General features: G+C 69.7%; 21 protein-coding genes. 14 read left to right on the top strand and 7 right to left on the bottom strand.

Features of this window, described 5'->3' with window-relative positions:
• Entirely contained in the window at nt 1–1365 is a 1365-nt protein-coding gene (locus tag OG385_RS07075) for a TfuA-like protein (RefSeq protein ID WP_266852854.1), read from the top strand.
• 183 nt (nt 1366–1548) lie between these two features.
• Here OG385_RS07075 and OG385_RS07070 read toward each other — a convergent pair whose 3' ends face one another.
• From OG385_RS07070 to OG385_RS07060, 3 genes are all read right to left on the bottom strand, one after another.
• Entirely contained in the window at nt 1549–3921 is a 2373-nt protein-coding gene (locus tag OG385_RS07070; RefSeq protein WP_266852852.1) for a hypothetical protein, read from the bottom strand.
• 268 nt (nt 3922–4189) lie between these two features.
• Complete coding sequence (locus tag OG385_RS07065) at nt 4190–6088, bottom strand: ABC transporter ATP-binding protein (protein WP_266852850.1); 1899 nt, start codon at nt 6086–6088, stop codon at nt 4190–4192.
• Complete coding sequence (locus tag OG385_RS07060) at nt 6085–7872, bottom strand: ABC transporter ATP-binding protein (protein WP_266852849.1); 1788 nt, start codon at nt 7870–7872, stop codon at nt 6085–6087. Before OG385_RS07060 ends, OG385_RS07065 begins: the two co-directional genes overlap by 4 nt.
• Before the next feature lie 184 nt (nt 7873–8056).
• Between OG385_RS07060 and OG385_RS07055 the strand changes: the two genes are divergently transcribed.
• Genes OG385_RS07055 through OG385_RS07040 form a run of 4 tightly spaced genes read left to right on the top strand, consistent with a single transcriptional unit; the run spans nt 8057 to nt 11718 of the window.
• Nucleotides 8057–8959 carry an ABC transporter ATP-binding protein gene (locus OG385_RS07055; RefSeq protein ID WP_266852847.1) on the top strand — a complete coding sequence of 301 codons (903 nt, stop codon included), beginning with the start codon at nt 8057–8059 and terminating at the stop codon, nt 8957–8959.
• Nucleotides 8956–9741 (top strand): ABC transporter permease, encoded by a 786-nt coding sequence (locus OG385_RS07050; protein WP_266852845.1) that lies wholly within the window; start codon nt 8956–8958, stop codon nt 9739–9741. The genes OG385_RS07055 and OG385_RS07050 overlap by 4 nt, the downstream gene beginning before the upstream one ends.
• A 35-nt stretch (nt 9742–9776) precedes the next feature.
• Nucleotides 9777–11087 (top strand): sensor histidine kinase, encoded by a 1311-nt coding sequence (locus OG385_RS07045; RefSeq protein ID WP_266852843.1) that lies wholly within the window; start codon nt 9777–9779, stop codon nt 11085–11087.
• Nucleotides 11077–11718 (top strand): response regulator transcription factor, encoded by a 642-nt coding sequence (locus OG385_RS07040; protein WP_266852841.1) that lies wholly within the window; start codon nt 11077–11079, stop codon nt 11716–11718. The genes OG385_RS07045 and OG385_RS07040 overlap by 11 nt, the downstream gene beginning before the upstream one ends.
• Nucleotides 11719–11766: 48 nt before the next feature.
• On the opposite strand, the gene glgX is transcribed toward OG385_RS07040, so the two are convergent.
• Nucleotides 11767–14052: a glycogen debranching protein GlgX gene (gene glgX / locus OG385_RS07035; RefSeq protein WP_266852839.1), complete on the bottom strand. Its 2286-nt coding sequence runs from the start codon at nt 14050–14052 to the stop codon at nt 11767–11769.
• 150 nt (nt 14053–14202) lie between these two features.
• Between glgX and OG385_RS07030 the strand changes: the two genes are divergently transcribed.
• The 6 genes from OG385_RS07030 to OG385_RS07005 all read left to right on the top strand — a co-directional run bounded on the left by OG385_RS07030 (nt 14203) and on the right by OG385_RS07005 (nt 20864).
• Nucleotides 14203–15405, top strand: coding sequence for an Ig-like domain-containing protein (locus tag OG385_RS07030; protein ID WP_266852837.1), 1203 nt, complete (start codon nt 14203–14205; stop codon nt 15403–15405).
• A gap of 207 nt (nt 15406–15612) precedes the next feature.
• Complete coding sequence (locus OG385_RS07025; RefSeq protein ID WP_266852836.1) at nt 15613–16869, top strand: Ig-like domain-containing protein; 1257 nt, start codon at nt 15613–15615, stop codon at nt 16867–16869.
• 161 nt (nt 16870–17030) lie between these two features.
• Nucleotides 17031–17798 (top strand): enoyl-CoA hydratase/isomerase family protein, encoded by a 768-nt coding sequence (locus OG385_RS07020; protein WP_266852834.1) that lies wholly within the window; start codon nt 17031–17033, stop codon nt 17796–17798.
• Nucleotides 17799–18019: 221 nt separating this feature from the next.
• Complete coding sequence (locus OG385_RS07015) at nt 18020–18544, top strand: ATP-binding protein (RefSeq protein ID WP_266852832.1); 525 nt, start codon at nt 18020–18022, stop codon at nt 18542–18544.
• 308 nt (nt 18545–18852) lie between these two features.
• Nucleotides 18853–19653 (top strand): polysaccharide deacetylase family protein, encoded by an 801-nt coding sequence (locus OG385_RS07010; protein WP_266852830.1) that lies wholly within the window; start codon nt 18853–18855, stop codon nt 19651–19653.
• Nucleotides 19650–20864, top strand: a complete 1215-nt coding sequence (locus tag OG385_RS07005; protein WP_266852828.1) for a YncE family protein — start codon at nt 19650–19652, stop codon at nt 20862–20864. Before OG385_RS07010 ends, OG385_RS07005 begins: the two co-directional genes overlap by 4 nt.
• A gap of 53 nt (nt 20865–20917) precedes the next feature.
• On the opposite strand, the gene OG385_RS07000 is transcribed toward OG385_RS07005, so the two are convergent.
• On the bottom strand, nt 20918–21580 hold the full coding sequence (locus OG385_RS07000) for a GNAT family N-acetyltransferase (RefSeq protein WP_266852826.1): 663 nt from the start codon (nt 21578–21580) through the stop codon (nt 20918–20920).
• A 57-nt stretch (nt 21581–21637) separates the two neighbouring features.
• On the opposite strand from OG385_RS07000, the gene OG385_RS06995 reads away from it, so the two are divergent.
• Both OG385_RS06995 and OG385_RS06990 read left to right on the top strand, forming a co-directional pair.
• Nucleotides 21638–22561, top strand: a complete 924-nt coding sequence (locus OG385_RS06995) for a MerR family transcriptional regulator (RefSeq protein ID WP_266852824.1) — start codon at nt 21638–21640, stop codon at nt 22559–22561.
• Nucleotides 22562–22625: 64 nt separating this feature from the next.
• On the top strand, nt 22626–22838 hold the full coding sequence (locus tag OG385_RS06990; protein WP_266852822.1) for an EF-hand domain-containing protein: 213 nt from the start codon (nt 22626–22628) through the stop codon (nt 22836–22838).
• A 113-nt stretch (nt 22839–22951) separates the two neighbouring features.
• On the opposite strand, the gene OG385_RS06985 is transcribed toward OG385_RS06990, so the two are convergent.
• Complete coding sequence (locus OG385_RS06985; RefSeq protein WP_266852821.1) at nt 22952–24172, bottom strand: glycoside hydrolase family 64 protein; 1221 nt, start codon at nt 24170–24172, stop codon at nt 22952–22954.
• 414 nt (nt 24173–24586) lie between these two features.
• Here OG385_RS06985 and OG385_RS06980 point away from each other — a divergent pair, with 414 nt between their 5' ends.
• Nucleotides 24587–25246: an NADPH-dependent F420 reductase gene (locus tag OG385_RS06980; RefSeq protein ID WP_266852819.1), complete on the top strand. Its 660-nt coding sequence runs from the start codon at nt 24587–24589 to the stop codon at nt 25244–25246.
• Nucleotides 25247–25307: 61 nt separating this feature from the next.
• Here the strand turns inward: OG385_RS06980 and OG385_RS06975 are convergent, their stop codons facing one another.
• On the bottom strand, nt 25308–25865 hold the full coding sequence (locus tag OG385_RS06975; RefSeq protein WP_266860691.1) for a glycoside hydrolase family 25 protein: 558 nt from the start codon (nt 25863–25865) through the stop codon (nt 25308–25310).
• Between the last annotated feature and the right edge of the window lie 68 nt (nt 25866–25933).

Below are 25933 nucleotides of genomic sequence, written 5' to 3'. Positions count from 1 at the left end.
GTGACCACGCGCCACCTGTTCATCGGACCTTCGGCACCCGGGTTCGTGCCACCGCCGGGCATCGTTGTCCGGCCGCCGGTCGCCGCCGGTGACCTGCTCGCCCTCCCGCTCACCGCGGGCGACACCGTCGGCATCGTCGACGGCTACTTCCATCAGGTCCGGGCGGTGCCGCACAAGGAGATCCTGGCCCTGCTCGACCGCGGGGTCACGGTGCTCGGCGCGGCCAGCACGGGAGCCCTGCGCGCCGCCGAACTCGACACCTTCGGGATGCGCGGGGTCGGGCAGATCTATGAGGACTACCGCTGCGGGCGGCTCGACGCCGACGACGAGGTCGCCCTGCTGCACGGCCCGCCCGAAAGCGGCTACCGCGCGATGTCCGAGCCCCTGGTCAACATCCGAGCCTGTCTGGCGGCGGCGGTACGGGACGGAGTGTGCACGCCGGAAGCCGCCGAGCGGATCATCGCCGCGCTGCGGTCGGTCCCGTATGCGCTCCGCTCCTATCAGCGGTTTCCCGAGCTGGCCGGTACGAGCGGCCTCGATCCCGGGGCACTGGCCGCACTCGGCCGCCATTGCGCGCGCAACCGCCGCGACGTGAAACGCGCCGACGCGCTCGCCCTGGTCGAGGCGCTGTGTGCCGACGCCCGGAGCGGCGAGAGTGCCGAACGCCCGGACGGCGACCGTACTGGCGATCCGGTGCCCCGCACCGTGTTCCTGGCCGACTGGGAGGACCGGGCCAGGCGGCCGCCCGGCGAGCACCCGGACCATCCCGGCAGTCTGACAGCGCTACGGGTGCTGCAACTGTTCTCGCCCGGTTTCCCGGCGCTCCGCCGCGACCTGGTCCTGGCGTTACTGGCGCGCGAATGCGCCGCATCCTGTGGTCCCCGGCAGACCGGGGGCGACGCCGCGATCAGGCACGGGGTGCATCGCGGGGTGTACCCGGATCCGGATGAGCACCCGGACGGCTTCGACTTCCTGCGCCCGTGGCTCTCCGACGAGGAGGCGGCCTGCGGCGACCGGCGGCGCCAGCTGCGCCTGTTCCTGTCCCGCAGCTTCGAGTCCGAGCCCGGGACCGGCCGGGAATCGGTGTTCCTCGACGATCTGGAACCCATCGAGGAATTCGCGCGGGCGGCCCGCACGGCCGCCGCATGCCGCCGCTTCACCGACGAACTGACCGCGGAAAGACCGGACTTCACGGTGGACCGGATCTCGCCCGAGCGGATCGCCGAACTGCTCGTCCAGCAGTGGGGCGGCGCCCGCGCCGAAGCCGAATTCCACGCGCTCGACCGTGGATTCGGCTCCTTCGCGGACGCGATCGAAGCGGCCCGGCCGTACTACCCGCTGGTCAAGCTCCAGCCGAGGACCTGACGGCCCGGATGTGCTGCCCCGTATGAGAGGTGCCGCGCCGGTTCCGCAACACGGGCAGCGAGCCGGTGGTTCTCGGGCCCGCTGCCCGGGTCGCGATGCCCGCAACCAAAAGGTGAGCGTCCGCCAGCCCAGCACCCGCCGGACAGCCTTCCCGCCGGGCGAGGACACGTGCCCCGCTCCCGATCAGGCGTGCCGTGTGACCTTGCCATTGCTTGTGACGCTCACAGTAGCCTCCCCGCCGGCCGGAACTTCGACTCGTGGCCAACCGAGGAACGCCGTATATCCAAGGGGGCGGGCCGATTGGCGGGCCGTTTCCGCCAGCACCGACACCTGTGCCGCATAGGGCGTTTCGTTCGTCAGGCGGAGCACTGTGGATCGGCCGTTCCCGTGGATACGTTCAACCCCGACATGGTCAAAGGTGAAGAGGACGTCTTCCCCGGGCCGGACGTAGATGCCGGGAAGTTCGAGTGCCATCAAGATGCCGTCGGTCTCGGTCCAGGAGTTTCTCGTCCGGATGAATTCGCCGATACTGTCCTTGCCCTCGGCGTCGCTGGGCTGGATCCGTTCCATGCTCGAACCGATCAAGTTGTCGGTTGTAATGTGCCCCGGCATGTTGACGGCCTCGGCATGAGCATGCTGGATATCCCTGATGAGTTCTGCGTACTTTTTCTGCCCGGTTGCTCGATACAGCTTGAACAGGTGATCGGCGGAGGAGGTGCAGACGCCTGGCGCAGCATGCTTGTTCTGACTACTTGCCCAAACGGCGCCGGCCATCCTGCCGCCCAGTCGCGCAATATCGCTGCCTGCCGGGAACAGCGGATCGTACGCAAGCGTCCAGGACGAGCACAGTGCGGCTTGAACCTTCGCGCGGTCCAGCCAGGCACTCTTGCCCGTGTACTGGTAAAGCGCCATGAAGGTCTCCAGGAGACCGAACGACGTTTCGGAATCTGCATCCTGTGAGATATCCGCGCATGCGCCGCCGGTGAATCCGCGGGACTTGACGTCGCGCTCGTAATAGAATTCGGCGCTTTCCTCGGCCACGGCCAACCAGTCCGGACGACGGAAGTATTCTGCCGCCAAGGCGAGTCCCGCCGGAGCTATGGCTCCTGCGGTCGAGTTGTAGACGGCAATCCCGCCCGTTTCGGGAACGATGTACTGACCGAATTCACCGCACTCCCGCCAGGTGCGGGTGAAGGCCGCGGCCAGATCGCGCGCGGCTGATTCCCAGGTCTCCTTGACGGTTTCGCCGTGCCCCTGCACCCTCAAGATCATCAAATGTTTGATAAGCCAGAAGAGGACGTCCCCGTTCTTGCGCACCATGGCCTGTACTGCCGGAAAATCGGGGTGGGACTTCTCTGAGCGGATTTCGCCGTCCGAGCTGATGTAGCCGAAGAAGAATCCGCTTCGCCCTTGCATACGAGAACAGATGAAGTCGAGTTCCTCGGCGACTCTACTGCGTTCTGTCTCGTCATTCAGGGCCAGCATGGGGTAGGTGTTTATCATGCCGCTTACCCAGCCCAGCTGGAAGTCCTTCGAGTTTTCCGGGAGGTAGTACTTGCCGGCCTTGGTCTCGGTGAAGTTTGCGCGGCAGATGTCGGTACCGAGCTCCGCCAGCTTGCTCATTGGGAGCAGGTTGCGGGGCACCGTGGCCCCCGTCAGTGACTTCCGTACGTCCATGAATTCTTGCAGGAGAGCCGGAATTCCGTCAGCATCGAAAGTGAAAACCTGGAAGCGAATCGACACCGCGTCGCCGGCAGACCAGTTCGGCGCACTGTCCCCGCTCGGCCGAAAGTCGCCGAAACCGGCCGCGAGCCGGCGCACGACAGGTGCCGAAATGCGAAAGTCGCAGCTTTCCCTGCTCGCGCTCTCCTCGATGGAGAGTCCACTATTGCCCAGTCGTGTGCCTTGCTCAGTGAGGACGATCCATCCTTTCTTGAACCTGGGCGAGAAGAAGCTCATCGACGGAGCAGCAGTTGCGCAGGTTTCCAGCTCGATCTGTGAGGACTCCGAGGTGTCCAAGGCGAGTCGCGGGTTATTCGATGTCACCAGTGATGCCCGCGGATTGTAGTACATGTCGGCCGGATAGTCTGGATTGTATCCATTTCCGATGGTGCGGTAACGATTGCCATTGTAGACAATTCCGGGAATCATCACGTAGTTCACGGTCTCCCACTTCTTGAATGGGAAATCAATCGAGATTGCGGTTTGCTCCGCTTCTCCCTGCTCCAAAGTGCACGTCAAGGTGACGTCCCATCCCTGACGGCCGGGTATGCGCCGTGTTTCCCATGCCAGCTGCCACCGCTGCTGGTCGTCGATCAGCGTGTCGCCGTCAAACTTCTGGGTCTGACGCAGCGTGGTGCCCTCATACTTCCGAGTCAAAACTCGTAGAGAGCCATGGAGTTCTCGTATAGATCGGAACAATCCGGCTGTCTGGTCATCCGCACCCCCGACCTCCGGAGGAATCGGCTGAGCCAGCGAGGGTGTCGGCTTGAGGGCGATCTTCGCGCCGACTCCGGCGGCAGCCAGTAAGGAAAGATAGTTCCTCCTGTTGAGCATTCCACACCGTCCTCGCGTACGTGGCTTCTCCGGCCGGAACTTCTCTGAAGGCCTGCACTTTGGCACGGTCGGCGAGAAGTGCGCAAGGATAGATGCGAAACATTCTTCGCCGGGTCGGGCATCCCGGGGCGCTGGAATTCAGGTGGGTTGTCCCGGTTCGCGGTGATCGGCGGGGCGGGAGAGCTGGAAGCAGGCGGACACAGCCCTGTGCGGATCACGGAGGTGTGGCCGGGTCGGCCGCATTCCCCGATCCCCGCGCCGAGCGGGGTCACCCCACCACGCTCTCCCGCCAGGCGCGGTGCAGCCCCGCGAACTGTCCGCTTCCGCCGATGAGTGAGTCCGGGGTGCCGTCCTCGACGATCCGGCCGTCCTCCATCACCAGGACCCGGTCGGCGATCTCCACCGTCGAGAGCCGGTGGGCGATGACCACCGCGGTACGGCCGTGCAGCACCGTGTCCATGGCGTGCTGCACCGCCCGCTCGCCCGGAATGTCCAGCGAGCTGGTCGCCTCGTCCAGGATCAGTACGGCCGGGTCGGCGAGCAGCGCGCGGGCGAACGCCACCAGTTGCCGCTGGCCTGCGGAGATCCGGCCGCCGCGCTTGCGTACATCCGTGTCGTACCCCTCCGGCAGCGCGCTGATGAAGTCGTGCGCGCCGATCGCCTTCGCCGCCCGCTCGATCTCGGCGGCGGTGGCCTCGGGCCGGCCGATGGCGATGTTCTCGGAGATCGTCCCGGAGAAGAGGAACGCCTCCTGCGTCACCATGACGACCCCGCGCCGCAGTTCGGGCACGTCCAGATCGCCCAGGCCGACGCCGTCGAGCCGGACCTGGCCCTCTGTCGGATCGTAGAACCGGGCCAGCAGCTTGGCGAGAGTCGACTTGCCCGCGCCGGTCGAGCCGACGACCGCGACGGTCTGGCCCGCCGGGATGGTGAGGTCGAAGCGCGGCAGCACCTCACCGCCGGTGCGGTACGCGAACCGGACGCCGTCGAACACGACCTCGCGGCCCGGGTGTTCGGACGCGAGGGCGGGCAGCGTACGCGGGGTCACCGGCGCCGGGACCGTCGGCTCCTGGGCCAGCAGCCCGGCGATCTTCTCCAGTGAGGCTGCTGCCGACTGGTACGAGTTGAGGAACATGCCCAGCCGGTCGATCGGGTCGTACAGCCTGCGCAGATACAGCACCGACGCCGCCAGCACCCCGAGTTCGAGCCCGCCCTGGGTGACCCGGTAGGCGCCCCACAGCACGATGCAGGCGACGGCGGTGTTGGCGACCATCCGCGAGCCGGTCACATAGCGGGCCATCTCCAGCATGGAGTCCCCGTTGACGCGCTCGTGGTGGTGGTTGAGCCGCTCGAACTCCGCGTCGTTGGCGCGCTCCCGGCGGAAGGCACGCACCGGCCGGATGCCGTTCATCGTCTCGGCGAACTTCACGATGACGGCGGCGACCGCGGTGGAGCGCCGGCTGAACACGACGGTGACCCGCTGCCGGTAGCGCCGGATCAGCAGGTACAACGGCCCGAACGACAGCACGGCCACCGTGCCGAGCCCGGGATCGAGCCAGAGCAGCATCGCGCAGATGTAGACGGCGGAGAGCACGACGCCGATCAGCTCCTGGAGCCCGTCGCTGAGCAGCTCGCGCAGCGACTCCACATCGCTGGTGGAGCGGGAGATCAGCCGGCCCGACGTGTAGCGCTCGTGGAAGTCCACACTCAGTGCCTGTGCGTGGCGGAAGATCCGGCCCCGCAGGTCCAGCAGGGCGCCCTGGTTGACGCGGGCGGAGACCTGGACGAACGCGTACTGCAGGCCTCCGGAGAGCAGCGCACTGGCGAGGTAGCCGACGGCCACGGCGATCAGCGGGCCGCGGTCGTTGTCGCGGAAGGCGGGGACGCCGGTGTCGATGGCGTACGCGACGAGCAGCGGCCCGGCCTGCACCGCCGCCTGCTGGATCAGCATCAGCACGGCGGAGACGATCGCCGCCGTCCGGTGCGGCGCGACGAGCGAGCGCAGCAGGGCGCCGGTCGCGCCGGGCGGGGCGGGCAGCGCGTCCTTGTCGAACGGGTCGTCACCGGTCTGCTGCGGTACGGCCGCAGGGCCCGCTTCGGGTCCTGGGCCGGGTCCCTCGCCCGGGTCCGGTTCCGCGGCCTCCCGGCCGTCGACGGTGGTGGTCATCGGGTCCCGTCCCCCTCGGCGCCGGACATCAGCCAGGCGTACTCGGCGTTGCACTGCAGAAGTTCGTGGTGGGTGCCGACCGCGTCGATACGTCCGTCCGAAAGCAGCGCCACCCGGTCGGCGAGCAGCACGGTGGACGGCCGGTGCGCGATGACGAGGGCCGTCGTCTCCGCGAGCACCCGGCGCAGGGCGGCCTCCACCAGCGCCTCGGTGTGCACGTCCAGCGCGGACAGCGGATCGTCGAGCACCAGGAAACGCGGCTGCCCGACGACGGCGCGCGCCAGCGCGAGTCGCTGGCGCTGCCCGCCGGACAGGCTCAGCCCCTGCTCGCCGACCTGGGTGTCCGGGCCGTGCGGCAGTTCGTGCACGAAGTCGGCCTGGGCGGTGGACAGAGCGCGCAGCAGCGCGCCCTCGTCGGCGCCCGCGTCGCCCATCCGGACGTTCTCGGCGACGCTCGCGGAGAAGAGGGTGGGCTCCTCGAAGGCGACCGACACCAGCTCGCGCAGCCGCTCGCGGGGCAGGGCGGTGATGTCCTGACCGTCGAGGGTGATGCGGCCCCCGGTGATCTCGTGCAGTCGCGGTACGAGCGCGGTGAGCGTGGTCTTGCCCGAACCGGTGGAGCCCACCAGGGCCAGCGTCTCGCCCGGCCGGATGTGCAGATCGATGCCGTTGAGGACGGGCGGGGTGCCGGGTGGGGCGTCGGGATACCGGAACTCGACGCCCTCGAAGCGCAGGCCGTCGCCGGTGCCGGCGCCGCCTGGGCCGAGCGTGGCAGGACCGGCGGCGTCCGCCTCCTCGGCCACGTCGATCACCTCGAAGTACCGCTGGGTGGCGGTCGACGCGTCCTGGGTGATCGCCAGAAGGAAGCCGATCGACTCCACCGGCCAGCGCAGGGCGAGCGCGGTGGAGAGGAAGGCGACCAGGGTGCCCGCGGAGAGATGCCCGTCGGCGACCTGGATCGTGCCGAGGACGAGGGCCGCGCCGATCGCCAGCTCGGGAATGGTGGTGATCACCGCCCAGATGCCCGCCAGGAGCCGGGCCTTGACCAGCTCCGTCGAGCGCAGCCGACCCGACAGCTCACGGAACGCCAGGGCCTGGCTGCGATGGCGTCCGAAGCCCTTGATGATGCGGATGCCGAGCACGCTCTCCTCGACGACCGTGGTGATGTCGCCGACCTGGTCCTGGGAGACCCTGGCGACCTTGGAGTACTTCTCCTCGAAGATCTTGCAGAGGATCATCAGCGGAATCGCGGGAGCCAGCAGCACCAGCCCCAGCGTCCACTGCTGCACCAGCAGGATGACGAAACCGACCACGATCGTCACCCCGTTGACCAGGAGGAACGTCAGCGGGAAGGCGAGGAACATCCGCACCATCATCAGATCGGTCGTGCCGCGCGAGAGCAACTGGCCCGAAGGCCACCGGTCGTGGAAGGCCACCGGCAGCCGTTGCAGATGGCGGTAGAGGCCTGCCCGCATCGACGCCTCGACCCAGGAGAGCGGCCGGGCGACCAGCCACCGCCGCAGACCGAAGAGCAGCGCCTCGGCGACCCCGAGCCCGAACAGCATCAGCGCGCCGATCCAGACCCCGTGGGTGTCCCGGTCGGTCACCGGGCCGTCGACGATCCACTTCAGTACGAGCGGGATGACCAGGCTCAGACAGGAGGCGACGACCCCCACGAGAGCCGCAGCGGCCAGCCGTCTTCGCACCGGTCGCACATACGGCCAGAGCCGCAGCAGCGAACGTACGCCGGACAGTTGTCTGTCTGTTGCATGTGTTTCGGGCATCGGGCGGGAGCCTACGGTCCGGCACTGACAGTGCCCACTGGATTTCGCGGCAGTTCGCGCCGCCCGGCACAGGACACCGGCCCGGCCGCCGGGAGGTCGTACCCCGGTATCAGCCGATCGGTTGATGACTGTTCGAGCGTGATGACGGATGCCGCCCGACGCCGTACCCCGGGAGCCTGTGGGCATGGCAATCATCGAAGTGGACGGGCTGCGGAAGGCGTACGGCGGCAAGCCCGCCGTAGACGGGGTGTCCTTCGCCGTCGAGGTGGGGGAGATCTTCGGGATTCTCGGGCCGAACGGCGCGGGCAAGACCACGACAGTGGAGTGCATCGGGGGGCTGCGGGTGCCCGACGGGGGCGCGGTGCGGGTGGCCGGATTCGACCCGGTCGCCGACCACGACCGGGTGACGCGGATCCTCGGCGCCCAGCTCCAGGAGAGCGAACTCCAGCCGAAGATCACCGTCCGTGAGGCGCTGGAGCTCTACGCGTCCTTCTACCCGCACCCCGCCGACTGGCGGCCGCTCGCCGAACGCCTGGGCCTCGCCGAGAAGGCCGACTCGCGCTTCGCCAAGCTGTCCGGCGGCCAGAAGCAGCGGCTCTCCATCGCGCTGGCGCTGATCGGCAACCCCGAAGTGGTCGTACTCGACGAGCTGACGACCGGGCTCGACCCGCGCGCCCGCCGCGACACCTGGAAGCTCATCGAGGACGTCAGGGACAGCGGGGTGACCGTCCTGCTCGTCACCCACTTCATGGAGGAGGCCCAGCGCCTCTGCGACCGCATCGCCGTGATCGACCGCGGCCGGGTCGCCGCGCTCGACACACCGGCCGGCCTCATCCGCCGCTCGTCCAGCTCGACGGTCATCTCCTTCACCCCCTCGCAGCCGCTCGGCGACGACGAACTGGACGCGCTGCCCGGCGCCGCCTCCCTACAGCACCGGGACGGCGCGCTGGTCATCGAAGGCACCGACGAGACGGTCAACGCCGTCATCACCCTGCTCGCCAGGCACCACATCACCGCCCACCAACTCCGGGTCACCGACGCCACGCTGGACGACGCGTTCCTGGACCTGACGGGAGCCGAAGCATGAGCACAGCGACCGCGACCACCCGTACGAAGGCCACCGCCAAGGCCGGCGCTTCCGCCGCCGTCCTGCGCTCCGAGTTCAGGCTCTTCCGCCGCGAACCGGCCACCCTCTTCTGGGTCATGGCGTTCCCCACCATCCTGCTGGTGATCCTCGGCTCCATCCCGTCCTTCCGGGAGCACGACTCCTCGATCGGGGGCCAGACACTGATCAGCGTGTACGTCCCGGTCACCGTGCTGCTCTCGATGATCCTGGCCGGACTGCAGGCGATGCCCCAGGTGATCACCGGATACCGGGAGCGCGGCATCCTGCGCCGGATGTCCACCACACCGCTCAGGCCGCACGCCCTGCTCACCGCGCAGATGGGCCTGCACGGCGCCGCGGCACTCGTCTCGACCCTGATGCTGCTCGTCGTCGGGCGGATCGCCTTCAAGGTCGCCCTGCCCCAGCAGATCCTCGGCTATCTGCTCTCGCTCGTCCTGGCGGTCTGCGCGGCGCTCGCCATGGGCTCCTTGGTGACCGCCCTGTCACGCAGCCAGAAGATCGCGAACGCGGTCGGCTCCGCCGTCTTCTTCCCGATGATGTTCTGCGCCGGGGTCTGGCTGCCCGTCCAGGCGATGCCGGACGCCATGGCGCACGTCGTCGAACTGACCCCCTTCGGCGCCGCGGCGCAGGCCCTCAACACGGCCGCGACGGGCGGCTGGCCCGGCTGGACCCACCTGGGCGTGCTCGCCCTGTGGACACTGCTGCTGTCGGCCGCCGCCAACCGCTGGTTCCGTTGGGAGTGACGGCGGCCATGGGCCGGTACGGGCAGACTGGATGGATGACTTCGGACCTGACCGGCCCCGCCGCCCGGCCCGGCCGGGAGGCCGCCGCGCCCCTGATCGGCGGCTCCAGGCTGGGCGTCGGCTGGGCGGTCTTCTACCGCTGGGGCCCGTACGCACTGCTCGCCATCGGCACCCTCGCCGCGGGCGCCACCGCCGGAGCCCTGCACATGACCCGGTCCGAACTGGTCGCGGCGGCGGCCCTCACCGTGGCAGGGGCCGTGCTCCAGCTGTGGTGGGGCCACGCGGTCCGCACCCGGCCGGACCCCTCGACGGCGGGCACCTGGTACTACCTGCTGCGCTGGGCGATCGCCTTCGCCCTGACCTGGCTGAACACCTTCTACGCGTTCTACGCGGTCACCGGCTACTTCGGCGCCGAGCGGCTGCTGCCCCGCCGGTGGGTACGGATCGGGCTGCTCGCCAGCGCGGTCACCGTGTCGGGCTCCCAGTCCGGCGGACTGCCACCGCACGGCCCCATGGGCTGGCTGGTGTTCGGTGCGCTGTTCGGCGTGAACGTCAGCCTGCTCACCGTCTTCACCCACTTCGCCAACCTGGAGGGGGAGCGCGCGACACAGCAGACCGAGACCATCTGCGAACTGGAGCGCACCAACGTCCGTCTCCAGCAGGCGCTCGACGAGAACGCCGCCCTGCACGCCCAACTCCTGGTCCAGGCACGGGAGGCCGGGGTCGCCGACGAGCGCCGCAGGCTGGCAGCCGAGATTCACGACACCATCGCGCAGGGGCTCGCGGGCATCATCACCCAGCTCCAGGTCGTCTCCCTCACCAAGGCCCCGGACACCGCCCGTGAACACCTCGCCCGCGCCCAGGAGCTGGCCCGCCACAGCCTGGGCGAGGCCCGGCGCTCCGTGCAGAACCTCAGCCCGGTCGCCCTGGACGGGACCCCGCTCCCCGAAGCGCTGAAGAAGCTGGTCGCCGAGTGGTCGGCGGAGGCGGGCGTCCGCGCCGAGTTCACCGTCACCGGCACCGTCGAGCCGCTGCACGACGAGGTCGAGGCCACCCTGCTCCGGATCGCCCAGGAGGCCCTGACCAACACCCGGCGGCATGCCGCGGCCTCCCGCGTCGGGGTCACCCTCTCGTACATGGACGACGAGATGACGCTGGACGTACGCGACGACGGCCGCGGCTTCGAACCGCTCGCGCTGCCGCCGCGCAGCACCGACGGCGGCTTCGGTCTCGGCGGGATGTGCGCACGCGCCGAGCGGATCGCGGGCACGGTGGCGGTCGAGTCCGAGCCGGGGCACGGCACGGCGGTCTCGGCTCGCGTACCTTTGGTCCGCCATGAACTCTGATGTCATCACCCTGCTGATCGTCGACGACCATCCCGTGGTCCGGGACGGTCTGCGCGGCATGTTCGCCGACGCCCCCGGTTTCCAGGTGCTCGGCGAGGCCGCCGACGGCGTCGCGGCCGTCGAGCTGGCCGGCCGGCTCGACCCCGATGTGGTCCTCATGGACCTGCGGATGCCGGGCGGCAACGGCGTGGACGCCATCGCCGAACTGACCCGCCGCAACAGCCGGGCCAAGGTGCTCGTCCTGACGACGTACGACACGGACTCCGACACCCTCCCGGCCATCGAGGCGGGCGCCACCGGCTATCTGCTCAAGGACGCCCCGCGCGACGAACTCTTCACCGCGGTACGGGCGGCGGCTGACGGCCGTACGGTGCTCTCCCCGGCGGTCGCCTCCCGGCTGGTCTCGCGGGTGCGCACCCCGGCAGCGCCGGGACGCGACGCGCTGAGCGCACGTGAACGCGAGGTGCTCGTGCTGGTCGCCAGGGGCACGTCCAACCGCGACATCGCGCGTGAGCTCTTCATCAGCGAGGCGACGGTCAAGACCCATCTGACCCACATCTACGGGAAGCTGGACGTCAAGGACCGGGCAGCGGCGGTCGCGGTGGCGTACGACCGCAAGATCCTCGGCTGAGGCTGTCCGGGGGCTGAAACCGACACCCGCCCGGCGCGGGCCGCCGACTCAGGCCCGCACCTTCAGCAGCAGCACCGACCTGGCCGGGACCGTGAGCACGGCGCCGCCCGGGTGCAGTGTGCCCGGCGCCGCGCACTGGTCCTCCCGTGAGGTGTCGACGAGCAGTTCGTAGGTGTCCGCCCAAGGGGCCCCGGGCAGCAGGAAGTCCACCGGCCGCTCCGCCGAGTGCAGAACCGTCAGGAAGCTGTCGTCGGTGATCCGCTCGCCCCTGGCGTCCCGGCCGGGGATGTCGCCCCCCGAGAGGTAGACCCCGAGCGTGGCCGCCGGCGCGTACCAGTCCTGTTCGGTCATCTCCCGGCCGTGCGGGGTGAACCACGCGAGGTCCCGCAGCCCGTCGCCCGCGCGCGCCCCGGAGAAGAACGCCCGGCGGCGCAGCACGGGATGGGCGTGGCGCAGCGCCAGCAGCCGGGATGTGAGGCTGAGCAGCATCCGCGGGCCCGGCTCGTCGAGCAGCGTCCAGTCGACCCAACTGATCTCGTTGTCCTGGCAGTACGCGTTGTTGTTGCCGCCCTGCGTCCGCCCCATCTCGTCACCCGCGACGAGCATCGGCACCCCGGTCGACACCAGCAGCGTCGTGAGGAGCGACCGCAGCTGCCTCCGGCGCAGCGCCCTGACACCGGGGTCGTCGGTGCCGCCCTCCGCACCGCAGTTCCACGACCGGTTGTCGTCGGTGCCGTCCCGGTTGTCCTCGCCGTTGGCCTCGTTGTGCTTGTGCTGGTAGGAGACCAGGTCGCGCAGGGTGAAACCGTCGTGCGCCGTGATGAAGTTGACGGAGGCCTGCGGACGCCGCCCGCCCCAGGCGTACAGATCGCTGGAGCCGGAGAGCCGGTACCCCAGATCCCGTACGTCGGGCAGCGCACCCCGCCAGAAGTCCCGTACGGCGTCCCGGTAGCGGTCGTTCCACTCCGTCCACAGCGGCGGGAAGGCGCCCACCTGGTAGCCGCCGCTGCCCACGTCCCACGGCTCGGCGATCAGCTTCACCCGCCGCAGCACCGGGTCCTGGGCGATCACCGCGAGGAAGGGGGACAGCATGTCGACGTCGTGGAAGGACCGGGCCAGCGCGGCGGCCAGATCGAAGCGGAAGCCGTCCACGCCCATCTCGGTGACCCAGTAGCGCAGCGAGTCGGTGATCAGCCGCAGCACATGGGGCTGCACCACGTGCAGGGTGTTGCCGCAGCCGGTGTAGTCCGCGTACCGGCGCGGGTCGTCCTGGAGCCGGTAGTAGCCGCGGTTGTCGATACCGCGCAGTGACAGCATGGGCCCCAGCTCACCGGCCTCCGCCGTGTGGTTGTAGACGACGTCGAGAATCACCTCGATCCCGGCGGCGTGCAGCGCCTGCACCATCCGCTTGAACTCACCGACCTGCCGGCCGCCCGTCCCGGACGCCGCGTACCCGGCGTGCGGGGCGAAGTAGCCGACCGAGTTGTAGCCCCAGTAGTTCCGCAGCCCGCGCCGCAGCAGATGGTCCTCGTGTGCGAACTGGTGCACCGGCAGCAGCTCGACGGCCGTCACGCCGAGCCGTACGAGATGGCCGATCGCCGCCGGATGGGCCAGACCGGCGTACGTCCCCCGCAGCTCCTCGGGGATCCCGGGGTGCCGCTTGGTGAAGCCGCGCACATGCAGCTCGTAGATGACGGTGTCCGCCCACGGTGTCTTGGGCCGCAGGTCGTCCGCCCACTCGTCGCCCGGGGTGTCGTCGTGGACGACGACGCCCTTGGGCACGTACGGCGCCGAGTCCCGCTCGTCGCGCACGGTGTCGGCGACCTCCTGCTCCGGCCAGTCCCTGACGTGCCCGTACACCTCGGGCGGCAGCCGGAACTCGCCGTCCACGGCGCGTGCGTACGGGTCGAGAAGCAGCTTCGCCGCGTTCCAGCGGGCCCCCGTCCACGGGTCCCACCGGCCCCGGACGCGGTAGCCGTACCGCTGTCCCGGCCGGACCCCGGGCAGGAATCCGTGCCAGATCTCATGGGTCAGCTCGGTCAGTTCGCAGCGCGTCTCCCGGCCCGCCTCGTCGAAGAGGCAGAGCTCGACGGCCTCGGCGCCGCCCGCCCAGAGCGCGAAGTTGGTACCGGCGACCCCGTCGGGCCCGACCCGGTACCGCGCTCCCAGCGGCATGGACGTACCGGGCCACACGGTCACCGCGTCCGGCCCGGCTTCGAACACCGCCCCGGGCACGGCGCCCGGCACGGCTTCCGGCTCCACCGCGGGCACCGCGTCGCGCACGGCTTCCTGCACCGCATCCGGTGCGGTCTCCTGCTCGGCTGCGCTCGACACCTGTCGGCCTCCCGCGGCTCATCGGGACCGGCGGCGCGTCGGGCCCCGGCGTCCCGGCCGCGGCCCCTCGCATGGTCCTCGCTCTTGTTCTGCCCGCAACAACCGGCAATCTCACGTTTCCCCCGCAGGGGGGTGGTCGTTGAGCGGTCCGTGAGACAACTGACAAAGCGGACACGGGCGGGCGTCGCGGCCGCGCTGGTATGGGCGGGACTGCTGGCCGGACCGACCGGATGCGGATCCGGCTGGGACGGAAAACCGCGGGCACCCGAAGAGGCGATCCGGGTGATGCCGGACGACGGTGCGAAGGGCGTCGGGGCGCACGGCAAGGTCGAGGTGCGGGTACCGGACGGGAAGCGGCTCGAACAGGTCACGGTCTACAGCGTCACCGACGGCCACCGCGAGGTGCTTCCCGGCAGTGTCTCCGGCGACGGCAGGACCTGGAAGGCGGACGGCGGCCGGCTCGGGCTCGCATCCGAGTACTCCGTGGACGCGGTGGCATCCGACGGGGACGGTCACACCCTGGCCCGCCACACCACCTTCACCACGTTCGTCCCCCCGCACCGCTTCATCGGCTACTTCACACCGGAGAACGGCTCCACCGTCGGCACCGGCATGATCGTCTCCTTCAACTTCAACCGCCCCGTCGAGAACCGCCCGGCCGTGGAGCGGGCGATCCGCGTCACCGCCACCCCTTCGGTTCCGGTCGAGGGCCACTGGTTCGGCAGGAGCCGTCTGGACTTCCGGCCGAGCGCGTACTGGAAGCCGGGCACCCGGGTCTCCGTCGGGATGCGGCTGCGCGATGTACAGGCTGCGCCGGGGGTGTACGGGACCCAGCAGAAGACCGTCGGCTTCACGGTGGGCCGCTCCCAGGTGTCGGTGGTCGACGCGGCGGCGCACACCATGGCGGTACGCCGCGACGGTGCGCTCCTGACGACCCTGCCGGTCACCGCGGGCGCCGCGAAGCACACCACGTACAACGGCAAGATGGTCGTCATGGAGAAGCACGCCGTGACCCGGATGAACGGCCGGACGGTCGGCTTCGGCGGTGAGTACGACATCCCGGACGTCCCGCACGCGATGCGGCTGACCAACTCGGGGACGTTCCTGCACGGCAACTACTGGGCGCCCGCCCGTACGTTCGGCGCGTCCAACACCAGTCACGGCTGTGTCGGGCTGCGCGATGTGCGCGGCGGCAGCACCACGTCTCCGGCCGGCTGGCTCTTCGGCCAGACACTGATCGGCGACGTGGTCGAGGTCGTCAACTCGACGGACACGACAGTCGCCCCGGACAACGGGCTCGGCGGCTGGAACCTGGACTGGGCCCACTGGAAGTCCGGCTCCGCGCTCGGCTGAAGCCGTTTCCCCATGAGCCCCGCCCGCAGGCGACGTGTCCCCACGACCTGCGCGGCGGCGCCCGGTTGGAACTGAACGGTGACATTGGCGGGGAGTCCGGCGGGCGCGCGCTGCGATTATTCTGTGGACCAGTGCGCGCGGACACGGCGCGCGGGGGTACGTGCACCGGCGGAGCCGGAACGTGCGCGAGGGGAGACCACCATCTTGTTGAACGGGCGACCGATATCGGGGACATCGGCCGGGGGCCGGCCTGCGCGTGGGGCGCGGCGCGGCCGACCCGGACTGCTGGCTCTCCTGCTGGGTGCGCTGCTGCTGCTTGTCACGGCGTGCGGCGGTTCGGGCAGCGGCGGCAGCGATGAGAAGGCGAAGCAGGGCGCGGGCAAGGAGGCCGGTTCCACGGCGTCGGAGGCCGTCGTGACGGTGGCCCCGAAGGACGGCGCCGAGTCGGTGGCCACCAGCGACGCGCTCAAGGTCACCGCGGACAAGGGCCGGCTGACCTCCGTCACGGTCAAGGACGCCAAGGGCAACGAGGTCGCGGGCCGTATCGCGGCGGGCGGCGCCAGCTGGCAGCCGCTCCAGCACCTGCCCGCCGCCACCAGGTTCAAGGTGCACGCGGTCGCCAAGGACGCCAAGGGCCGGGAGTCCGCGAAGGACACGGCCTTCACCACGCTCGTGCCGAAGAACACCTTCCTCGGCCAGTACACACCGGAGGACGGCTCGACCGTCGGTGTCGGGATGCCGGTCTCGATCCACTTCACCCGCGGGATCACCCACCCCGCGGACGTCGAGGACGCGATCAAGGTGACGGCCGACCCCGCCGTACCGGTCGAGGGCCACTGGTTCGGCAACGACCGCCTCGACATCCGCCCCGAGAAGTACTGGGCGGCCGGCACCAAGGTGACGGTGAAGCTGGACCTCGACGGTGTCGAGGGCCGGCCCGGGGTGTACGGGAAGCAGACCAAGACCGTGAAGTTCACCGTCGGCCGCTCGATGGTCTCCACGGTGGACGCGGACAACCACACCATGAAGGTCGTCAAGGACGGCAAGCTGATCAGGACCATCCCGATCAGCGCGGGTGCCCCGGCGACCACGACGTACAACGGGCAGATGGTCATCAGCGAGAAGTACGCGGTGACCCGGATGAACGGGGCCACCGTCGGGTTCGGCGGTGAGTACGACATCAAGGACGTGCCGCACGCGATGCGCCTGTCCGACTCCGGCACCTTCGTGCACGGCAACTACTGGGCATCCAGCGGTACGTTCGGCGCCGCGAACACCAGCCACGGCTGTGTCGGCCTGCACGACGTGCGCGGTGGCTGGAGCAAGGAGACCCCGGCTGCCTGGTACTACAACAGGTCGATCGTCGGTGACGTGGTGATAGTCAAGAACTCGCACGACAGGACGATCCAGCCGGACAACGGACTCAACGGCTGGAACATGTCCTGGGCGGACTGGAAGAAGTAACGCGGACTGGAAGAAGCAGCACGGGCCGGAAGAAGCAGCACGGGCCGGAAGGGGTATCACCCGCCTCGCCTTCAGCCCCTCCGGCCTCACCCCGTACGGCCCGGTGCACTGTGACCAAGTGCACCGGGCCGCACCGCGTTAGCCACCGTTAACCTGCTGTCATGACAGTCACCCTCGAAGTCTCAGAAGGCGTCGGCACCATCCGTCTGGACCGCCCGCCGATGAACGCACTCAACGTCGCGATCCAGGACCGGCTCCGCGAACTCGCCGAAGAGGCGTCCCACCGCGACGACGTACGCGCTGTGGTGCTCTACGGCGGCGAGAAGGTGTTCGCGGCCGGGGCGGACATCAAGGAGATGCAGGCCATGGACCACGCGGCGATGGTCGTACGCTCCCGGGCCCTTCAGGACTCCTTCACCGCGGTGGCCCGGATCCCCAAGCCCGTGGTCGCCGCGGTCACCGGATACGCGCTGGGCGGCGGTTGCGAACTGGCGCTCTGCGCCGACTTCCGTATCGCGGCCGACAACGCCAAGCTCGGGCAGCCCGAGATCCTGCTCGGTCTGATCCCCGGCGCCGGTGGCACCCAGCGGCTCTCCCGGCTGATCGGCCCGTCCAAGGCCAAGGATCTGATCTTCACCGGCCGTCAGGTCAAGGCGCCCGAGGCGCTCACCCTCGGTCTGGTCGACCGGGTCGTCCCGGCGGCCGAGGTGTACGAGCAGGCGCACGCCTGGGCGGCACGGCTCGCCCAGGGGCCGGCCATCGCGCTGCGCGCCGCCAAGGAGTCCGTCGACGCGGGTCTGGAGACGGACCTCGACACCGGACTGGCCATCGAGCGCACCTGGTTCGCCGGTCTCTTCGCGACGGAGGACCGCGAACGGGGTATGCGCAGCTTCGTCGATGAGGGCCCCGGCAAGGCCAAGTTCCGCTGAGGAGTACCCGGTTGGGTGGATTAGCTGCGCCTTAAGAGAACCTTAAGGAGTGAGCGATCTTGACCCTTGAACTTCGTTCATGAGGGGGGAATCCGCGCAGCTCAGGGCGGGTGTGAAGGCCCCTGCAATGCCATGTGCATATGCCAAAGTGTGGGGTGCCCGACGAGGGAATGCAATTGCGGATTCCCTCGGAACGGCCCCGGAGGCCGCTTCGGGCGGCCATGATGGGGGGCATGGCGGGCCTGGAGGGTGTGGAGCAGCCGCGGCAGCGCGTTCACGCGGATGCTGCGCGATGGGTACCGGCCGTTGAGGACGAACAGGCTCTGAAGGCACTGGAGTTGTTCGGCAGCCCAACGGACGCGGAGGTGCGGCTGGCGTCCCGCCCGGAGTCGGCTGCGACCGCTCGGCGGCTCACCCGGGGTGTCGTACTGCGCCAGTGGGGGCTCTCCGCGCAGACCGCCGAGTACGCGGTGTTACTCGTCTCGGAGCTCGTGGGCAACGCGGTCCGCCACACCGGCGCCCGGGTCTTCGGGCTCCGGATGCTGCGCCGCCGGGGCTGGATCCGGGTGGAGGTCCGCGATCCGTCCCGCGGGCTGCCCTGTCTGATGCCGGTCCAGCCGATGGATGTCAGCGGGCGCGGCCTCTTCCTGGTCGACAAGCTCTCGGACCGCTGGGGTGTGGACCTGCTGCCGCGCGGCAAGACCACCTGGTTCGAGATGCGGGTCGCCGACCGTCAGCCCTCCTGACGTACGCACCTGTGGAACCGTGCACCCGTGACCCGCGCCCGTGCCCCACGGTCGTGCCCCGCAGCCGTGAAAGCGGGCCCCGAACGGCCGGGATGCCACCCGGTTGTACCCATCCGGATCACGGCGTGGCTGCTGTGAATCCCAGGTGAAGTGACCAACCCGCCTGTAAATCTACGAGCGCGTGCGAGATTCTGCGGATGATTGCCGGACCCCGGACCTCAGTCGGCCGCTCCTGATGGCCTTATGTCCCTGCCGGGTGCGATGAGGCAAAAAGGGCCGCTTCAGGTGATTCCTCATTAAATGGTCGCGTGACTGACATAAGCCGCCGCAGCGCACTGCGGGCAGGAGCCGGCGCGGCCGTCGCCGGGGCGTTCACCGCGGGGTGTTCCGGCGGCGGCGCACCCGCCGCGGCCCCTTCCCCGGCCGGGGCCCGCCCCGCACGCTCCCCTTCCGGGCCCGCCACATCCCGGGCCCTCCATGCCCCGGCACCCCTCGCCTTCGCCGGGCAGCCGGCCCAGATCGCACACGGCCCCCGTGGCCGCCCCCGCGTCGCGCTCACCTTCCACGGCCAGGGCGAGCCCGCCATCGCCAAGTCCGTGCTCGCCGAGGCGGAACGGGCCGGAGCACGGGTCACCGTCCTCGCCGTCGGTACCTGGCTCGACGAGTATCCCGCGATGGCCCGCCGCATCCTCGACGGCGGTCACGACCTGGGCAACCACACCCTCCACCACACCTCCATCTCGGCGATGGGCGAGCAGGAGGCGTACGCCGAGATCACCGGCTGCGCCGACCGGCTGCGGCGGCTCACGGGATCCATCGGCACCTGGTTCCGCCCCTCGCGCACCCAGTACGCGACCCCCCTGGTCCAGCGGCTCGCGGGACGCGCGGGGTACCCCCATGTGCTCTCGTACGACACCGATTCCCTCGACTTCACCTCGCCCGGCATCGCGGCGGTCGTCCGCAACGTCACCGGCGCTGTCCGGTCCGGTTCGGTGGTCTCGATGCACTTCGGCTACGCGGACACGGTCGCCGCGCTGCCCGCCATCCTGGACGCCTTCGACCGCCGCGGGCTGCACGCGGTGACGACTACGGAGCTGCTGACCTCATGATCACCAAACGCACCACCGGGCTGTTCGCCGCCACCGTCACCACCGGCCTCACCGTCGCACTCGGCGGCTGCGGGTCCTCCGGCGAGGCCGCACACGGGCACCGTGCACACCCGGCCGCCGCCAGAACCACCACCGCTGCCGCCGCGCAGCGGGGCACCGCGGCGAAGTCGGCGGAACCCGCGCCACTGGCCGGTATGCCCCCGGTCCTCAACCCCAAGGACCTGTACGCGGCGGACCGCCCGGGCAAACTCTCGCCCGTCGTGCGGAAGTTCCCGTCCCTGGTCTACGTACCGAACACCAACTCCAACACGGTCAACGTGATCGACCCCAAGACGTACAAGGTCATCCGCACCATCCCGGTCGGTGTGCAGCCGCAGCACGTCGTGCCCTCCTGGGACCTGAAGACGCTCTGGGTCAACAACGACCGGGGCAACACGCTCACGCCGATCAATCCGGCGAACGGCAAGGTGGGGAAGACGCTCGACGTCCACGACCCGTACAACCTCTACTTCACGCCCAACGGCAAGTACGCCATCGTCATGGCCTCGCTCGACCGCCAGCTCGTCTTCCGCGACCCGCACACCATGAAGATCAAGAAGACCCTCCCGGTGACGTGTTCCGGCGTCAACCACGCGGACTTCTCGGCCGACGGGCGGTACTTCATCGTCTCCTGCGAGTTCTCCGGCGAACTGCTCAAGGTCGACACCGAGAAGATGAAGGTGGTCGGCCAGCAGAAGCTGCCCTTCAAGGGGGCGATGCCGCAGGACGTGAAGATCTCGCCGGACGGCCGGACCTTCTACATCGCCGACATGATGGCCGACGGGATGTGGGTGCTCCCCGCGGACAAGTTCACCACCCCGAAGCTGGTGCACACCGGCAAGGGCTGCCACGGGCTCTACATCAGCCGCGACTCCAAGGAGATGTACATCTCCAACCGGGGCGAGGGCACCATCTCGGTCTTCAGCTTCCCGCAGGACAAACTCATCAAGAAGTGGGTCCTGCCCGGCGGCGGGAGCCCCGACATGGGCGGCGTCTCGGCCAACGGCAAGGTGCTCTGGCTGACCGGGCGCTACAACGCGGAGGTGTACGCGATCGACACCACCAGCGGCAAGCAGCTCGCCCGCATCCCGGTCGGCAGCGGCCCGCACGGACTCGCGGTGTACCCGCAGCCCGGCCGCTACTCGCTGGGTCACACCGGGATCTTCCGCTAGGGCACTTCCGGATACGCGGGCGGGGCGGGTTCACGCCGCATCGGTATCCCGGGTCACTCCGCCACCAGCAGTGCCTCCGAGCCCACCGGCCGGTACCCCGCTCGCTGGAACGCCCGTACGCTGCGGGCGTTGCCCGGCGACTGCTGCGCCCATACGACGTCCCCCTCGACGAGGTGCCGGGCGGCCACCGCGAGCCGCGGTCCCAGCCCCCGGCCACGCGCCGCCTCGTCCACCTCGATGGCAGCCTCCGGGCGCCCCGCGACCCCGCGTCCCATGATCAGCACGCCGCCGTCAGCCGCCCACACCCGGACCTCGTCGCGGAACGTCCGGGACCGGACCACCCTCGGGTGGTCCGGATCCTTGATCTCCCGCAGCGCGACTGGCGGTTCGCCCGGCAGCGCGGGGGCGGCCGTCAGCAGGTCGATGGTGTTCATCCGGCGGCCGGTACGGGCCATCAGCGCGGCCAGGAAGGCCGGGTTCATCGCCGCGGCGAGCGGGTCCGCCGCGATATCGGCCAGCGTCCTGCGTACCCACAGCGGATCCTCGTCGAGGAAGACCACCGAGTGGGCGGTCAGGGCCAGCACCCCGGCGTCCCGGGCGTTCGGCTGGGCGATCACGGTCGTCGCCCCGTCCGCCGGAGGGAAGGAACCGTGTGCAGCCGCTGTCAGGATGGCAGCCAGAGTGCCGCGTGACGCACCGCTCCCGGTCGAACGCATTTTCGGGTAACTCCTCGGCTTGAGTCTCCAGCGGCTGGAAGGAACAGACTCGCAGACATGAACGACGACGGACCCGAAGTCTTCACGATCGGACAGCTCTCCCGCCGTACCGGGCTCTCCGTACGGACCATCCGCTACTGGTCGGACATCGGCGCCCTGCCGCCGGCCGGGCGGTCGACGGGAGGCTACCGGCTGTACGACGCCGCGTGCGTGGCCCGGCTCGAACTCGTCCGCACCCTGCGGGAGCTCGGCCTCGGTCTCGCCACGGTGCGCCGGGTGCTGGCCGGGGAGAGCGGAATCGCCGACGTGGCCGCCGCCCATGTGGCGGCCCTGGACACGCAGATCCGTTCGCTGAGGCTGAACCGGGCCGTGTTGTCGACCGTCGCGAAACGCGCGTCAGGCGCAGAGGAGATGGCACTCATGAACCGACTGGCACGGCTGTCCACCGTGGAACGCAAGCGCATCATCGAGGAGTTCACCGAGGAGGTGTTCGGCGGCCTCGACATCACCCCGGGCATCCAGGAGCAGGTCCGGCGCACCGTCGTGGAGTTGCCCGACGACCCCACCCCCGAGCAGGTCGACGCCTGGGTGGAGCTCGCCGAGCTGGTCCAGGACCCGGCCTTCCGGCAACGGATGCGGGCCATGGCCGAGTTCAACACCCGGGCGGCCCAGGACGACGGGGGAGCCGCAGGCACCGGGGACCGGCAGTGGTTCGTCGAGCAGGTCACCCGGCTGGCCGGTGACGCCCGCGAGAGCGGTGTCGCCCCCGGCTCCGCGGAGGCCGCCGGTATCCTGGACCAGCTGCTCGGCGCCACCGCGGACCGGGACGCGCTGCTCCAGCGACTGGAGGGCGCCGCCTTCGCCGAGGCGGACCGCTACCGGCGGCTGATGGCGGTCATCAACGGCCGGGAGGCGCAGCCCCGGCACAACGAGGACTTCGCCTGGCTGGCCGCCGCCCTGCGGGCCCACCCCGCCGGGTAATGCGGTCCCGCCCCGCCGGTTAATCTGACTACCGTCAGGCACGTACCAAGAAGGGGTGGACCCAGTGGCGGACAAAGAAGAGGCCCGCAAGGCGTTCGAGCGTCTCGACGTGGACGGCGACGGCCGGATCACGGCGAGCGAGTACAAGAGCGTCATGGCGCAGCTCGGTGACTTCCATGTGACCGAGACCGTGGCTCAGTCCATCATCAGGTCCAAGGACGCCAACGGTGACGGCAGGCTCTCCTTCGAGGAGTTCTGGGCGTCGCTGAACAAGTAGCGCGTACGGACAAGCAGCGCGACAGCCCCCCGGCACCGGTGCCGGGGGGCTGTCGCGTCGTACGGGGGACCGGCGTGCTGCTCGTACGCGGGACCGGCGTGCTGTGTCCTGCGTCAGGACCCGACGGACACCGTGAACCGGACCGGATTGCCGTCGTTCGCGGCGCCCGAGACATCGGGCTGGCCGTCGGGGACCACATCGTCGTACGGAAAGGCGTACCCGATCGGCGAGTTGGCGTGAAGTACCCGCGCCCAGTGGTTGGTGACGTCGCCCTGGTAGTAGTCGGCAGCCGTGGTGCCGTTCGGCTGGCTGGGGTGGGTGAGCATGATCGACCGGTTGAACCCGGCCGCGATCCTGGCGAGCAGCGCCTTCTTGTCGTCCGGGTCACCCGGATTGTTGGCGAAGGGGCCGTCGTTGCAGGTGAAGATGGACTTCGAGTCGGGCTTGGTGAAGGTGTGGCCGCCGTCGAAGGTGAGGGTGTCGCCGCTCACCCGGCCCTTCAGGCTGCCCTTGCCGCCCTGCAGGTCGATGGTGAGGTCGGTGGAGCTGTACTTCTCCCAGACCTGGTCCACATAGCCGGTCCACAGATCGCCGAACGGCATCGCGCCGGGGGAGGCGGACGCCATCAGGTTCTGCGGCGAGATCACCCGTAGCACCTTGCCGTCCGAGCCACGGATGATCAGCTTGTCCCAGGGCTGGCCGTCCTTGCCCGCCTGGGTGGTGAGATCCGCGGCGATCTTGTCGACCGCGCCGTCCGGCAGCGGGGCGACGGTGTGGTCGCTGTCGCCCGTGAGCGAGAGCCCGATGGGGACCGCGGTCACCAGGTCGACGTAGGAGATGTTGGCGTACAGCTGGTCCGGGTTGAAGGTGAACTCGCAGAACGACCAGGTGCGGCCGTAGTTCGGGTCCGCGGCGGTGGCGAAGGCCGGCTCGACCAGGGCGGGGCCCGGGTTGAGGAAGAAGTCGAGTGTGTCGTCGCGTACGAAGTAAACGCGGGCGCCGTACATCTGAGGGAGCGTCAAGGTGACCGGACCCGCGCCTGCGGCCTTCAGCGGGATGGCGCAGTCGACCGGCAGCGGTGTCTGCGGGGCCGACGGTGACTGCGGGTGGTACACGCTGCCGTCGGCGCGCAGCAGGACCCACTGGTCGGTGCCCTGCTCGTGGCCGGTGACATAGGCGTTGACGTTGCCGGGCAACGACTTGTTCTCCAGGGCCAGTTCGCAGGTGGCGGCGGAGGCCGAGGCGCGTGGACTGAGCGCGCTTCCCCAGGCGGGGTAGGTGAGAGCAGTGGCGGTCGCCGCGGCGCCGGTCAGGAACAGTCTGCGGGATATCACGCAAGTCTCCTGTGGTCTGTGGGGGGCGGAGCGCGCGGGAGGCGGACGTGCTGTGGGGGGTGGCCTCCCGCACGGCACTTACTGTTGCGAGGCTCGGGGGACAGGTCAATACCTATGGCTGAGAGCGCTCTCATATTCTTTTCCGCCTTCACCACTTGAAGGCGGGGAAGGCGGTCGTCCGGGCGCGGCGTCCGGGTGAACGGGAGAGTGCGCCGGAATAGCCCGGACGGCGCGGAGGTTGGCCACCGATGCGACAGCGCGGAGCAGCGCACCGGGCGACAGCACAGGGCACGACACCGAGTTGACGACACAGCACCTGGCGACCGCAGCACCGTACGACCACGGCACCGGACCACCACAGCACCGTACGACCCACAGCACCGCACCCGGAACACCTGTAGCGGAGGGCACATCATGAAGATCGGCATCATCGGCGCCGGAAACATCGGCGGCAATCTCACCCGGCGGCTCACGGCGCTCGGGCACGACGTGTCCGTGGCCAACTCGCGCGGCCCGCACACCCTGGGCGATCTCGCCGAGGAGACGGGCGCCACCCCTGTCCCGGTGGCAGAGGCGGCGCACGGTGCCGAGGTCGTCGTGGTCACCATCCCGTTGAAGGCCGTACCGGATCTGCCGTCCGGTCTGCTCGACGGCGCCGCTCCTGGCGTGGCCGTGATCGACACCGGCAACTACTACCCGCGGGAGCGGGACGGCCGGATCGACGCCATCGAGGACGGGCTCCCGGAGAGCCGCTGGACCGAGCAGCAGATCGGCCACCCGGTCATCAAGGCGTTCAACGGCATCTACGCGCACAACATCATCGACGCGGCCCGGCCCCAGGGGGCTTCCGGCCGGTTCGCCCTGCCGGTCGCCGGGGACGACGAGGCCGCCAAGCGGGTCGTGCGCGAGCTGATCGACGAGATCGGTTTCGACACCGTCGACGCGGGCGGCATCGACGACTCCTGGCGCCAGCAGCCGGACACCCCTGTCTACGGACTCTCGGCCGACGCCGACGGGATCGCCAAGGCGCTCGCCGACGCACCGCGCGAGCGCCCCGCCGCCTTCCGGGCCTGACCCCTGCCGGCCCCTGCTGGTCCCGGCGGATTCCTGCGGCTTCTTGCGGTGCAGCCGATCCCTACGGCGTGGCCCACTCCTTCAGCGCGCTCTTGCTCGCGAAGCGCGAGTGGGCCACGTCCTTGTCGAGCGGGCTGTCGCTGTACTGGTGGAAGGTCCAGGTCGCCTTGATCCTGGGCTTGCCCGCCGTGGTGTAGTCCGCGATCCACAGCCCGTCCCCGGCGTACGACGTGGTGTCGTGGTGCAGCCAGTAGTCGCGGTTCGTGTACAGCAGCACCCGGTTGTGCGGCCGCAGTTTCTTCACCGCGCGGATGAAGCTGTCCTTCTCGGCGTTGCTGGCCCGGGTTCCGTCGCCGGTGGTCTCCCAGTCCACAGCGAGCAGGTCGCCCCCCTTCTCGGGGGCCTTGCTGACGAAGTACTCGGCCTGCGTCTGGATGTTGCCGGGCCACAGGAAATGGTAGAAGCCGACGACGCACCCGCCGTCCCGCGCCAGTTTGGTCTGTGTGGTCAGCCGTGGATTGACATAGGTGTGGCCCTCGGAGGCCTTGATGAACACAAAGGCCAGACCGTCGGTGTCGAACGACGACTGGTACGTACTGACATCGATGCCGTGCAGCACGGGCACCGCCTCCCGGTGTGTCGTGGAACTCAGGTATTCCATATTCCACTTACCCATTCCGGAGGGCT

The sequence above is a fragment of the Streptomyces sp. NBC_01306 genome, assembly GCF_026340465.1.
In the GTDB taxonomy this organism is placed as follows: domain Bacteria; phylum Actinomycetota; class Actinomycetes; order Streptomycetales; family Streptomycetaceae; genus Streptomyces.
The sequence above is the reverse complement of the archived record's forward strand: the minus strand, read 5'-3'. Positions and strand labels throughout refer to the sequence as shown.